The following is a 12,278-nucleotide window of genomic DNA, read 5'->3' as shown; positions in this document are numbered from 1 at the left end:
AGCATCTGATCGCGCTTTGCATCGTCCATCTCGGCCGTCAGCGCGACCAACTGGTCGGTGAGTGCCGGATTGCAGTAATGGCTCCAGTTCACGGCACCCCAGCCGCGTGCCTTGTCCGGGCAAGCGACCATCATGCGAATACCGGAGGATGCCTCGGCTGTCTGGACACCCCAGCCCATCATGACGGCGGAAAACTCGCCCTTGTTGCCCTTGGTGTTGATCGCGGAGAATGGAACGGCGTCGACGTCCGTGCGGATCCCGATCCGCGTCAGCATCTGTGCGATCGCCTGTGCCACCTTCTCATCGTTGAGCAGGCGGTTGTTTGGCGTGCCGAGAACCAGGCGGAACCCGTCAGGATATCCCGCTTCGGCGAGCAGTTTCTTGGCCGCGGCCGGATCGAACGGAATGGTCTCGAGGGCCGGATCGAAGCCCATCATCTGGTCGGTGGCCATGTTGTTGGTCGGGTATGCAAGGCCCATCATCAGGCGCTCGCTGATCGCCTTGCGATCGATCGCCATGTTGATTGCGCGGCGGACACGCACATCCGTCAACGGGTTCTTGGCAATGGCCGAACCGTCGGCGGCCTTGACGCCGGGTGAGCTTTCGCGACCGCTGTCGAGGAACAGGAAGATCATGCGATGGGTCTTCTTGGCGGAATAGACCAGATCGGGATTGGCCTTCACCTTCTCGATGTCCGGCGTCGGGACATTCTCGATGGCATTCACGTCGCCGGAGAGCAGGGCCGTCATGCGGCTGCCGTCGTTCGGCATGAAGCGAATGGTGACGTTGTCCCAGGCCGGCTTGCCGCCCCAATAGCCATCATAGCGCTTCATCTCGACACGATCGTCCGGCGTGTAGCTGACGAACTTGTAGGGACCGGTGCCGATCATGTGCTCGGGCGTGGCGAACTTGTCGCTGGTGATGCCTTCGCTTGCCTTCTCGCTGACGATGAAGACCGAGGTCAGATCCGCCGGCAGCAGCGGATAGGGCGTGGTCGTGATCAGGCGAATGGTATGGGCGTCGACGATTTCCGTCTTCGCAATGGCACGCGTGTAGATCGCAAAACTCGATGGGCTGTTCTCGATCTTGTTCGGCCGCTGCAGCGACCAGGCAACGTCTTCCGCGGTGAAGTCGGAGCCGTCCTGGAACTTCGCCGCGCGCAGCTTGAACTCCCAGGTGAGGTCATCAACCTTCGTCCAGGATTCTGCGAGGCCCGGGACGATCCGGCTGTCGGGATCCATCTGGGTCAATGTCTCGAACATGTTGCGTGCCACGGCAATGTTCTGGCTGGCATTGTGGAAATGCGGATCCATGGACGTCGCCGACGAGCTGTAGGCCAGTTTCAGGTCCGCGGCCCAGGCGCCGGCTGTCGGCATAAGCGCCGTGAACAGCATGGCGGTGGTGAAACGGCGCATGGAAAGGCGGGGCAATTTCGCTGCTGATTGCATTGTCTGTTCCCTTATGATCGATAGTTATTGCTATGTCCTTTACAGTGGACATGTGATCTTTATAAGGTAAGTTTAAGTTTAAAGCTTTCCAAATGTCAAGGTGAGGTATCTGCAAATGCATATGAGGGCGCGGGGAACCGATCGTCTGCTTGACGTACTCGATCTAATCGCTGCCCAGGAGCGCCCTGCCACGCGCAATGGCATCGCGGCAGCACTCGGCGCTCCCCGCTCGACCGTCTACAGCATCATCGACACGCTTCTGGCTAGAGGCTTCCTGGAGCAGACGGAGCCTGACGGGCTGATCGTGCCGGGCCGGCTGTGCGGCTTGCTGGGGCAGGTCTATGATCGCAGCGCGCCGCTGGCCCGCCAGGCGAAAGAGGTAGTCACGCAACTCGCCAGGACGACGGGCGAAGTCACCGAACTCGACGTGATGCAGGATTGGAAGCAGCTGATTCTGATCTCGCGATCAGGACGTGGACACGGCTATCGCACGGCCGTGGAAGGCTCGCGCTTCCCCTTGCCGGCCACCGCCGCCGCACGTTTTCTGCTGGATGGCTACAGCCTGGAGGATCTGAAGCGGTCCATTCCGGCCGAAGATTACATTTCTCCGACCGGCCGCAGCTATTCGCCGGAACTTCTCTATCAGGAAGTCGCCGAAGCACGGCGACAGGGCTTTTGGGTAACGAGAGGGCTTGTCGATCCCTATGTTGCCTGTGTCACGGCGCCGGTCCGCACCCGTGATGGTCGGTGCATCGGCGTCATCTGCCTCGTCGCTCCGCTCCAGGAGATCGATCAGCGGGAGGCGGAATACATCGCCGCGACCACGCAATCGGCAGCGCAGCTGAGCAATGACTGCGCCCTTCTGGAGAACCCGACGTTCTAATTCGTTGCCTTCGCCAGAACTGTCTGAAATTTGCATTCGCAGATAATTTCGTACCACGCCAGGGCTGATAGAGATGCAACGATCAGCCCCGCAACCAGCCGCTCTTGCCAGCGGCTTTGGCTAGCGTTGGGTCTGCCTGCTGAACTTGCGTTCCAGCATGGCCACCAGTCGCACCATCGGCCACAGAAACGCGACATAGATCAGCGCTGCCCCGATGAGGGGGGTTGGATTGGCGTAGAGTGCCTGAGCGTCGAGCCCTTCCTTCATCAGTTCGGCGAGAGCCACTGTCGATGCGAGCGAGGTGTCCTTGAACATCGATACGCAGTTGTTCGTCGTCGGAGGAATGACGACCCGGACGGCCTGCGGCAGGATGACCTTGCGCAGCGTGATGACAAACGGCAGGCCGAGTGCCGCGGCCGCCTCGAACTGCCCCTTGCCGATGCCCTCGATGCCGGAGCGAAAGACTTCGGCCATGTAGGCCGCCATGACGAGGGCGAATGCCAGGATGGCGCAGGTCCAGGAGGACAGGCGGATACCGACGAAGGGCAGGGCGAAATAAATGAGCATCAGGACGACAAGCATCGGTGTCGCGCGCAGGATATCGATGTAGAAGACCGCAAGGGAGCGCACAGGCTTCGGGCCGTAGAGCCTCAGGAGACCGACGACGAGGCCGGCGGGGATGCCGACGCCGATGGCAGCAAAACCGAGCAAAAACGTGTTGATCACGCCGCGCATGAGCGCCGGGAAGGCGCTGCCGAGGACCTCGAGATTGAAGAATGTATCGAGGAGAGTCATGCCCATTCACCTTGGGGAAGCATCATCAAGAAGGGATGCGGATCTTTGCCGCGCAGGCGTGCAGGACCGGCGGCCTAGCGCAGATCACCGCCGGTCCTGCCGCTTGCCTGTGCGGGACGCATGATGCCGGCCGCTTCCGGCCGGCATGAAACACGGACACCCGGTCCCCGTCAGGGTTTCGGCAGGGGCTGCTCGATGGCGGAGGCCGATCCGGCGACCGGGTCGCTGCCGAACCACTTCTTGTGGATCGCAGCCAGCGTGCCGTCCTTCTTCATGGCGGTGATGGCATCATTCGCCTTGACCAGCAGAGGATGGTCCTTTGTCATCATCAAGCCGTACTGCTCGCCGGTCTTGATGCGCACCTTCACCGCGAGATCCTTCATCTTGAGGAAGGCATATTCCATTCCGGGCACGTCGCTGACGGCCGCGTCGGCACGACCTGAGGCGAGATCCATCAACATGTCCTGCTGCGCGTTATAGCTCTTGATGTCGCTGATGCCGTATTTTTCCTTATTGTCCTTTGCCCATTTGTCGCCCGTCGATCCTGCCAGAACGCCTACAACCTTGCCCTTCAGGTCTTCCGGCGTCGCGATTTTACCGTCCTTGCGGGCAGCGATGCCCATGTCTGCGTCGTAATAGGCCTGCGTAAAGGACTGGCTGCTCAGGCGCTCCTTCGTGATGGTGATCGAGGAGATCGCCACATCGATCCGCCGGGAGGCCGTGGCGGCAAAGAGCGCCTGGAAGCCGAGGTCGGAAATCTCTACCGTCATGCCGAGCCGCTTTGCCACTTCCGTGGCGATATCGACCTCGAAGCCTTCAAACGTGCCGTTTGCGGTCTTATATTCGAACGGCGGGTTGCTCGGATAAGAGCCGATCACAAGCGCGGCAGCATTGGCCAGGCCCGCGCATGCAACGGACAAGGCAAATGTCGCCGTGAGGCCCAGTAAGGTTCTGCGGAAAAGGTGATTGGCCATCGTTGTCGTTCCCTCTGTTTTAAGGGCTGCAGGTTCGCCTGCGCCCAATCGGTTTTCAGTCTCGGCGTCATGACGGGTATTGGACTAAGCGCAAAGGCGCCTCCGAATGCTGCCCGGTGGCGAAGGATCGTCTGTTGCAGCATGTAAACCTCCATGATCGTGAGGCAAATTCCCACATGCAGCAAGAGAAATATTGAAGCTTAAAGCGTAATCCCCCTGTCGCTCTTCCCGCAAACAGCGGCCGTTCCATCGCAGCCGTCAATCGCTGCACCGAGGGTGGCGTGGTCGACCATGGCATCGGCCTTCCTGGTGCTCTCAATGCCTGATGCGCAGTGCCTGCTTGGCCTCCCTGAGGTCATGGCAATCGGGATGGGACATCGGATCTTGCGCCAGGGTGCCAAGGTCGGCCTTGCGGATCTTCTGCGTGGATGTCGTCGGCAGCGTATCGAGGAAGGCGATATAGCCGGGCAGCTTGAAATAGGCGAGCTGGCCGGCACAATGGGAGAGAAGTGCCGAGGCAAGTGCCGGCCCCGCCTGCTGCTTGTCCTTTGCCACGACGACGGCCATGACCTCCTCGCCGCGCAGCGGATCGAGAACCGCGACGACGGCCACCTGCGCCACGCCGGGATGGCTGGAGATTGCGCCTTCCACCTCGACGGCCGCGATGTTTTCGCCGGAGCGGCGAATGATGTTCTTCTTGCGATCGACGAAATAGAGGTTGCCAAGCAGGTCACGGCGCATCACGTCCCCTGTGTGAAGCCAGTCGCCCGCCCAAATTTCTGCAGTTGCGGCCTCGTTCTTCAGATAGCCGGAAAACAGTCCGCGGCGGGGATCGGCTCCGGCCGCCCTGACCAGCAGTTCTCCCGGCGCGCCGGCCTCAATGTCATTGCCGGCGTCATCGACGAGGCGAGCCTCCATCTGCGGCCCCGCACGCTCGGCTCGGCCAAGGCACCGCTCGCCGACATGGCGCGGCTCATCCACCGCGCAGAGAAGGCAGGCGCCGCCGGATTCCGTCATCGCCCATCCTTCCAGCAAGGGCACGCCGAACCGCGCCTCGAAGGCCCCGTGGTGATCCGGGTGCACGCCACCGCCGACTCCAAAGCGGAGGCGGTGGGCGCGATCCTTGGCAGACGGCGCGATCGCCAGAAGTATCGCCGGCATGACACCAAGATAGTGGAAGCAGGTCGCGCCCGTTTCGATCGCCATGTCCCACCAGCTCCGCGGGTGGAAACGATCGACGATCACCTGTGCACCGCCGGATGCCAGCATCCCCATGAACGAGTTGCCCATGGCATTCACATGGAAGGTCGGCAGCGGGGTGATCAACCGTTCCTGCCCCGCCTGAAGCGAGACGAGACCACCTTGGGAGGTGTACCAATCCCCCCAGGCAAGGAAATAGCCATTTGACAACAGGCAGCCTTTCGGCCGCCCCGTGGTGCCGGAGGTGTAGATCAGCGCAGCTTCGGCACCGAACTCGTCGTCCACCGGATGGCCCGCTGCCGTGGCCGCTGCTGGGATCGTCTCGGCATGATCGAGAATGACCGGCACTTTCAAGGATCGGGCGACGTCAGCCACCTGAGCTGCCCGACTTTCGACCGTGACCAGCAGCGCGCTTTCACTGTGTTCCAGGAGATAGGAAAGCTCGTCGGCGGTATAGTCCGGATTAACGGGAACGAGGCTCACTCCGAGGCTGTTCAGTGCCAGCCAGTGGATGAAATGTGCCGGGCGGTTTTCTGCCAGAACGGCGACGCGATGGCCCGGGCCGTAGCCGGCGTCGCGATAGCGACCGGCGAGCCGATCGACCTCGGTCTGAACCTCGCCATAGGTCCACACCCGCCGATCAAGCCCCCACAGCCGCGCCACTTCCGTGGGCAGAATGAGCAGAGGATTGTCCGCAAACGCCAAAGTCTGGCGCACCAGAAGCGAGTAGGGGCTGCGTGCCGCATTGGACCGCTGTGACATGACATCAGGTGGAAGTTTCTCAAGATCGCTCAACGCTGGTCCCTTGATATCCGTCGTGGGCGCAATTTATTTTATGATTAAAATATCTTCCATCGAACTTGTCAAAGGAAAATCACGGGACTCCTAAACCGTTGAATTATTTGGTTGGTGTGCGGAATTCTTCACTCAGGAGGCACGCCAATGTAAGACATGACGAACATTCTAGGCGGCAGGCTAATCTGCCGGCATCTTCGGTGGAAGCTAAGGTAAGACCGAGAATCGTGACGTGCATCTGATGACATCATCGACCGATCGTCCTTGCGGACGCGGTCACTCTGCGCATAGCAGGCGCTGCAGGCTTCTATAGGGTTGCCGGGGCCATCTTCTCATGGCGGACTCGCGCGGCTTGCGCGGCGCAGAAAAATTTACCAGATATTTTATGTTTAAACTTGTTTTTTACGCAAACCCGCTGTTCAATCCCTCTACCGGCAACGACCGGTCCGTTGCGGACGGCAAAGCCAGACCCCTCGGAAGCCAATAAGAACAGGGGATCGAGAGAGCGTCAGACGTCGGCGATCCCGTTGGTATGGTCAACTACAGAGAGGATCTCCACATGCGTTTCTTCAAGGCAATCGCGTTCGCGACATTTCTAAGCGGTCTCGCCGGCACCGTCGCCCACGCGGAAGACGTCATCAATGCCGTTCACTTCACGCCGGCCCAGAATGGCTATGCCAAGAGCTTTCTGAAGTTCGTCGACAAGGTCAATGAGCGGGGCAAGGGCGTGGTCAAGATCACGGTTCGCGGTGGTCCGGAAGTCATCCCGAATCCGCAGCTCGGAACGGCGCAGAAGAGCGGCTTGATCGACATGATCAACACGCCCGCCGGTCTCTACCTGGAGATGGTTCCGGAAGGCGAGGTGCTTTCCGCCTCCACCATTACCCCTTGGGAATCGCGCGCGAATGGTGGGTGGGATCTGCTGAACGAGATCTACGCCAAGAAGGCGAACGCGCATTTGTTGTTGCATATCGATGGCGGCACGGGCTTCCATATGTTCACCGTCGACGCACCGGCGATGACCCCGGATGGCGCGATCGACTTCACCAAGTTGAAGATCCGCTCGTCGCCACTTTACCGCCAGTTCTTCGAAACTCTCGGTACCACAGTGATCGTCCAGAATGCTGGCGACGTCTATACCGCGCTTGAACGCGGCGTCATCAACGCGAATGCCTATCCGGTCATGGGCTATGCATCCTTTGGCTGGGACAAGTTCACCAAGTACCGGATCGACCCCTCCTTCTTCCAGACCGACGTTCTCGTCTCGATGAACAAGAAGAAGTGGGATTCGCTGACCCCGGAATCCCGCAGGATCCTGAACGAGGTGGCGATCGAATACGAAAAGGAAAGCTATGAGTTGAACAAGGCCGAGACCGCCCGCCTCGCCCAGGAGATGGTCGATAAGGGCCAGAAGGTCGTGGAAATGACCGGCGCTGGCCGCGAAAAGTTCCTGGCAACGGCGGCCAAGGCTAGCTGGGATCGCATGGCACAGCGCGACCCTACCAATATCGAGCAACTGCGCAAGCTGTTTCCCTGATCGCCTCGTGTCCAGGCCCGCTCGCGCAAGCGGCGGGCCGCTCTTTTCAATCGACCGCCCGGTTCAGATCCGGCTCAACTGCGCGTTGTTGTCGGCGCGGATGTCTTCCTGATCCTGCGTTTCGGGCTTTCGCCAAAGGTTTACATCCATGAAGGCGCTCTTCGATCTATCCGGCGGTCTCAGCGCCGCCCTCGCCGCCATTGTCAGGGTGCTCGTCGCTCTGATGATCGTCATTGTCATCTCAGACGTTGCGATGCGCAATCTGGGGTTCCGGCCGCTATCCTGGGCGATCTCCGTGTCGGAATACATCCTCTTGTACTCCGCATTCCTCCCCATGCCATGGTTGGTGCGGACGAAAGGGCATGTCTTCGTGGAATTCCTCCGGAATGCCATGCCTGTGACGGCACGGCGACTGCTGGAAAGGCTCGTCTATCTCACCTGCATCGTGCTGTGTCTTTATCTCGGGGGCATTGCCCTCACGTCCGGCATCGATGCCCTACGACTCGGCGAATACGAGACGCGCACCTTCGACATGCCGAAATGGCTGGTTTTCCTGCCCATGGTTCTCGGCTTCTTCCTGTCGGCACTGGAATGGCTCCGGTATCTGCTCGGCATCGACACGCTCTACAATCTTAATCCGCTTGACGTTGAAGGACTTTGACCGATGGAATGGTTTTTTCCCTTCGCGTTCCTGATCGGCTCGATCCTCGTCTTCATGGGCCTCGGTCTGCCCGTTGCCTTCGCCTTCTTCATCACCAATATCGCTGGACTTTTCCTGTTCTTCGGTGGGGCCACGGGCGTCACGCAGATGGTCGCCAATTTCTCGGACGCGGTATCCACCTATGCGCTGGCGCCGCTTCCGATGTTCCTCGTAATGGGCAGTCTCTACTTCCGTTCCGGCCTCGGTGAAAAGGTCATCTATGCGCTTGACCTCGCGATCGGCAACATCAGAGGGCGTCTCGCCTATGTGGTGCTCGGGGCGGGTGCAGTCTTCGCGGCCTTGTCCGGTTCCAGCCTTGCCAATACCGGCATGATGGGGTCGCTGATGGCGCCCGAAATGCTGCGGAGGAACTACAAGCCGCACATGGCCTATGGCCCGATCCTCGGCGCGGGCAGCTTGGCCGTCATCATCCCACCGTCTTCGCTTGGCGTTCTGCTCGGCTCCCTGGCACAGATCGATGTCGGCGCCCTTCTGATTGCGGGGGTCTTGCCGGGCCTGCTGCTCGTCAGCCTCTACGGTTTGCTGATCTTCGTCCACACGCTCATCGATCCGGATGCCGCTCCGCAATATCCGGTTCCGACCACGTCTGGCCTGGAGAAGCTGAAGGCAGTCGCCGTCAATATCATCCCGATGGGGGTGCTGATCTTCATGGTGGTCGGCACCATCATCCTCGGTGTCGCCACTCCGACGGAATCGGCGGGGCTCGGTTGCCTGGGTGTCGTGGTGCTTCTGCTGGTCTATCGGAAGTTCAGCTGGAGCGTGGTGTGGAAGTCGCTGGATGACGCGATGAAGGTGACGGCCATGACCTTCCTGATCATTTCGGCCTCCACTACCTTTTCGCAGATCTTCGCTTTCTCCGGTGCATCGAACGGCTTCATCACCTTCATCACCGGCTTTGACATGGGCCCGTATGGCATCCTGCTGATGATGATCGTTGTGATCCTCATCCTCGGCATGTTCATGGACCAGGTGTCGATGATGCTGATCACCCTGCCGATCTTCATGCCGATCGCGGTCACCTACGGCTTCGATACCGTCTGGTTCGGACTAATGCTGTTGCTTGCCTATGAGGTCGGCTTCACCACCCCGCCTTTCGGTCTGTTGCTGTTCATCATGCTGGGCGTTGCGCCGAAGGGAACGTCGCTGAAGACGGTCGCCTTCGCGGCGGCGCCCTACATCGCGCTGACGCTGTTCCTGATCTTCCTGATCGCGGTCTTCCCACAGATCGCGCTCTTCCTGCCCAGCCTGATCTGAGGGATCGGAACGCACTATGAGCTTTGCATTCATCGTCTTCTTCGAAAATCCCCCCGGCGTCGATCTCACCATCGACCCCGGGGAACTGGCCGACGTGCGCCAGCTTGTCGGCAAGACGCCGGGCCTGACCTCGGCTCTGATCTACACGCCGGAGGTCGCCGAGGATCTGTTCAATCACGACGGCCGTTCTCCCCCTTTCGGGCTGCAACTGCATTTCGCCGATCTGCCGACCCTGGAGGCGGCACTAGGGCCCGGCGGGCATTTGCAGGCGGTGACGGGCATCTTGAAAAGCCTGCAGCGGGCGCGGGCCAGCCAGCAGGTCATGCTGGTCCGGCCGTTTCCCGTCGATGACCCCGTTGTCACGCTCGGCGAAGGCGGTTTGCCTTGCTCTTACGTGGTTCACTATCCCGGACCGGCGGCCGACCTTAATCTTTGGCTTTCCCATTACATTGCCGGCCATCCGCCGATCATGCGCAAGTTTCCGGGCATTCGCTGGATCGAAATCCTGAGCAGGGTCGATTGGTGCGGCGGATTGGAGGGCGTCGAGCGTGTCGCGCACATCCAGCGCAATCGTATCCTGTTCGACAGTGCGTCGGCCCTGCAGACAGCTCTGCAATCACCGGTCCGTCATGAGATGCGGGCCGATTTCCACACTTTTCCGGCCTTCGAAGGTGGCAATTTCCACTATCCGATGGCGACGGAAACGGTGCTGCCTGACGCCTGAGCGCCTCGGAAGCCATGAAAGAGGCTCCGGCCTGGCGGCCTTTTCGTTCAGATTGTTAGGACAAGGCGGCCGCGTGTGACCTCGCCTGCCTCCATCAGCCGGTGGGCCTGTGCGACCTCGGAAAGCGGCAGCGTGCGCGCGACCTGTGGCTTGATCTTGCCGTTGGCTGCCAGCGCCAGGATGGGCGCCACCGCCTCAGGATCGTCAACGATCATGGCACGGGTGACGGTCACGCCAAACTCTGCTCCGCGATCAACGATGGGTGCGGCGGTCAGATAGACTAGATGCCCATCCCGCTTCAGCACCTGATAGGAGCGAGCGTGCACATCGGCGCCCATCAGGTCGAACACGATGTCCTGCGGCTCCAAGGTCGTAAATTCGTCTTGGTCATAGGCAATTGCCTTGCCGGCGCCGAGCGAGAGCACATAATCCTTGTTTGTTGAGCGGCAGGTAGCGGTGACGTCTGCGCCGAGATGCCGGCAGAGCTGCACGAGAAGCCCGCCGACGGCGCCGGCTCCGGCGTGAACCAGCACCTTGTCGCCGGCCTTCACGCCGGCCACCCGCACGGCGCATGTCCATGCCGACAGGCTGGCATTCACCAGCGATGCTCCTTCGACGATGGAAAGTGCGTCCGGCAGCGGAACGACGAGGCCGATGTCGCAGGCGAGCAATTCGCTGCAGGTGCCCGGCGCTCTCGTGCCCGGCGTCATAACGCACACCCGATCGCCGATCTGGACGGTGCCGACGCCAGGGCCGAGAGCCACCACCGTTCCGGTGCCGTCGCGCCCGGGCGTGTTGGGAAAGGCGGGCGAGAAATAGGCCTTGAGACCACCGGCCCGCAGCTTGCAATCGAAGGGCGTAAGGCTTGCCGCCGCCATCCGGACCAGCACTTGTCCCGCCTCTGGCCGCGGCGCATCCACGTCGCCGAATTCCAGCACGTCCGGCCCGCCGTAATCCCTGTAGAAGCAGATGCGCACGGGTATCATCCCTTCAGGTTGACAGGATATCTCGGCGTTTCGCCCCTCAGCACCGCAGCGACATCGGCAAAGACTTTGCTGCGGACTTCAGCGTATGACTGGGTGGAGTAGTGTGCCGCATGCGGCGACAGCAGCACGTTGTCCAGCTTCAGAAGCGGATTATCAGGCGACGGCGGCTCGGCCGCCAGTGTGTCGAGGCCAGCGGCTGCGATCTGGCCGGAGGTCAGCGCCTCGGCAAGGGCCTCCTCATCGATCAGCCCGCCACGTGATACGTTGATGAGGATGGCGCCTTCTCGCATTCGTGCGATACGCTCGCGGGAGATGATGTTGCTCGTTTCGGGTGTGAACGGTACATGCAGCGAGATGATGTCGGAACGCTCGATCAGTTCATCGAGACTGACCGGTGTGGCGCCAGCGGCCTCGATGCGATCGGCAGGCATATGCGGATCATAGGCCGCGATCCTGTATCCGAAGGCGGCGGCCTTCCTTGCGGTCAAGCGGCCGATCTGACCGAAGCCGATCAGTCCAAGCGTCTGGCGATCCGGTCGCGTGATGCCTTCGCCGTCGGCGAGCGCCTTCCAGCGACCGTTGCGGACCGCGGTGTCGTAGAGCTTGAGGCGACGCACCAGTGCCAGGATCATGGCGAGCGCGTGGGTGCTCACCTCATCCAGGTTGGAATCGGGGACGTTCGTCACCTGCACGCCGGCCCTCGTGCAGGCCTCGACATCGATCGTGTCGAGGCCGACGCCGAAGCGACCGATGACCTTCAACTTCGGAAGGGCGGCCAGGACGCGGGCGGTGATCGGCTCGCGCAGCACCAGCAGGGCATCGGCATCGGCGCATTCGGCGATCAGCGCGTCTTCGGTCAGCAGCGTCTTCTCGACAAATTCGACATCCATTCCGGCGAGATAGGCCATCTGTTCAGCCTCAACGGTCAGCATGCCGTCGGTCTTGATGATTTTCATCCCGG

The 12,278-nt window shown here is 61.0% G+C and carries 11 protein-coding genes; 5 read left to right on the top strand and 6 right to left on the bottom strand.

Annotated elements, in window-relative coordinates; genetic code table 11:
• Positions 1–1,448 (bottom strand): ABC transporter substrate-binding protein (locus tag OU993_RS18905; RefSeq protein WP_268160114.1); only part of this gene is annotated, 1,448 nt, incomplete at its 3' end.
• 115 nt (positions 1,449–1,563) lie between these two features.
• Here OU993_RS18905 and OU993_RS18900 point away from each other — a divergent pair.
• Positions 1,564–2,331 carry an IclR family transcriptional regulator gene (locus tag OU993_RS18900; protein ID WP_268160112.1) on the top strand — a complete coding sequence of 256 codons (768 nt, stop codon included), beginning with the start codon at positions 1,564–1,566 and terminating at the stop codon, positions 2,329–2,331.
• 120 nt (positions 2,332–2,451) lie between these two features.
• On the opposite strand, the gene OU993_RS18895 is transcribed toward OU993_RS18900, so the two are convergent.
• The 3 genes from OU993_RS18895 to OU993_RS18885 form a co-directional block, all read right to left on the bottom strand.
• Positions 2,452–3,126 carry an amino acid ABC transporter permease gene (locus OU993_RS18895; RefSeq protein WP_268160110.1) on the bottom strand — a complete coding sequence of 225 codons (675 nt, stop codon included), beginning with the start codon at positions 3,124–3,126 and terminating at the stop codon, positions 2,452–2,454.
• 170 nt (positions 3,127–3,296) lie between these two features.
• Positions 3,297–4,100 carry an ABC transporter substrate-binding protein gene (locus OU993_RS18890; RefSeq protein ID WP_268160108.1) on the bottom strand — a complete coding sequence of 268 codons (804 nt, stop codon included), beginning with the start codon at positions 4,098–4,100 and terminating at the stop codon, positions 3,297–3,299.
• A gap of 315 nt (positions 4,101–4,415) precedes the next feature.
• Entirely contained in the window at positions 4,416–6,062 is a 1,647-nt protein-coding gene (locus OU993_RS18885; RefSeq protein ID WP_268160106.1) for an AMP-binding protein, read from the bottom strand.
• Positions 6,063–6,654: 592 nt separating this feature from the next.
• Here OU993_RS18885 and dctP point away from each other — a divergent pair.
• The 4 genes from dctP to OU993_RS18865 all read left to right on the top strand — a co-directional run bounded on the left by dctP (position 6,655) and on the right by OU993_RS18865 (position 10,331).
• Positions 6,655–7,632, top strand: coding sequence for a TRAP transporter substrate-binding protein DctP (gene dctP, locus OU993_RS18880; protein WP_268160104.1), 978 nt, complete (start codon positions 6,655–6,657; stop codon positions 7,630–7,632).
• Between the two features lie 148 nt (positions 7,633–7,780).
• Positions 7,781–8,293 (top strand): TRAP transporter small permease, encoded by a 513-nt coding sequence (locus OU993_RS18875; protein WP_268160102.1) that lies wholly within the window; start codon positions 7,781–7,783, stop codon positions 8,291–8,293.
• A 3-nt stretch (positions 8,294–8,296) separates the two neighbouring features.
• The gene (locus tag OU993_RS18870; protein ID WP_268160100.1) at positions 8,297–9,607 is read left to right on the top strand and encodes a TRAP transporter large permease; all 1,311 of its coding nucleotides are present in this window, start codon (positions 8,297–8,299) and stop codon (positions 9,605–9,607) included.
• Positions 9,608–9,623: 16 nt separating this feature from the next.
• Positions 9,624–10,331, top strand: coding sequence for a hypothetical protein (locus OU993_RS18865; protein WP_268160099.1), 708 nt, complete (start codon positions 9,624–9,626; stop codon positions 10,329–10,331).
• Positions 10,332–10,378: 47 nt separating this feature from the next.
• Here the strand turns inward: OU993_RS18865 and OU993_RS18860 are convergent, their stop codons facing one another.
• Positions 10,379–11,317: an NADP-dependent oxidoreductase gene (locus OU993_RS18860; protein WP_268160097.1), complete on the bottom strand. Its 939-nt coding sequence runs from the start codon at positions 11,315–11,317 to the stop codon at positions 10,379–10,381.
• The gene (locus OU993_RS18855) at positions 11,314–12,273 is read right to left on the bottom strand and encodes a C-terminal binding protein (protein WP_268160095.1); all 960 of its coding nucleotides are present in this window, start codon (positions 12,271–12,273) and stop codon (positions 11,314–11,316) included. The genes OU993_RS18860 and OU993_RS18855 overlap by 4 nt, the downstream gene beginning before the upstream one ends.
• Positions 12,274–12,278 lie beyond the last annotated feature (5 nt).

The sequence above is a fragment of the Rhizobium sp. SL86 genome, from assembly GCF_026672545.1.
Taxonomy (GTDB): Bacteria; Pseudomonadota; Alphaproteobacteria; order Rhizobiales; family Rhizobiaceae; genus Neorhizobium.
The sequence above is the reverse complement of the archived record's forward strand: the minus strand, read 5'-3'. Positions and strand labels throughout refer to the sequence as shown.

What these genes read in the sequence shown, in the direction of transcription:
- OU993_RS18900 (WP_268160112.1), top strand. Translation starts at nt 1,564, where the DNA reads ATGCATATGAGGGCGCGGGGAACCGATCGTCTGCTTGACGTACTCGAT.
- OU993_RS18895 (WP_268160110.1), bottom strand. Translation starts at nt 3,126, where the DNA reads ATGACTCTCCTCGATACATTCTTCAATCTCGAGGTCCTCGGCAGCGCC.
- OU993_RS18890 (WP_268160108.1), bottom strand. Translation starts at nt 4,100, where the DNA reads ATGGCCAATCACCTTTTCCGCAGAACCTTACTGGGCCTCACGGCGACA.
- OU993_RS18885 (WP_268160106.1), bottom strand. Translation starts at nt 6,062, where the DNA reads ATGTCACAGCGGTCCAATGCGGCACGCAGCCCCTACTCGCTTCTGGTG.
- dctP (WP_268160104.1), top strand. Translation starts at nt 6,655, where the DNA reads ATGCGTTTCTTCAAGGCAATCGCGTTCGCGACATTTCTAAGCGGTCTC.
- OU993_RS18875 (WP_268160102.1), top strand. Translation starts at nt 7,781, where the DNA reads ATGAAGGCGCTCTTCGATCTATCCGGCGGTCTCAGCGCCGCCCTCGCC.
- OU993_RS18870 (WP_268160100.1), top strand. Translation starts at nt 8,297, where the DNA reads ATGGAATGGTTTTTTCCCTTCGCGTTCCTGATCGGCTCGATCCTCGTC.
- OU993_RS18865 (WP_268160099.1), top strand. Translation starts at nt 9,624, where the DNA reads ATGAGCTTTGCATTCATCGTCTTCTTCGAAAATCCCCCCGGCGTCGAT.
- OU993_RS18860 (WP_268160097.1), bottom strand. Translation starts at nt 11,317, where the DNA reads ATGATACCCGTGCGCATCTGCTTCTACAGGGATTACGGCGGGCCGGAC.
- OU993_RS18855 (WP_268160095.1), bottom strand. Translation starts at nt 12,273, where the DNA reads ATGAAAATCATCAAGACCGACGGCATGCTGACCGTTGAGGCTGAACAG.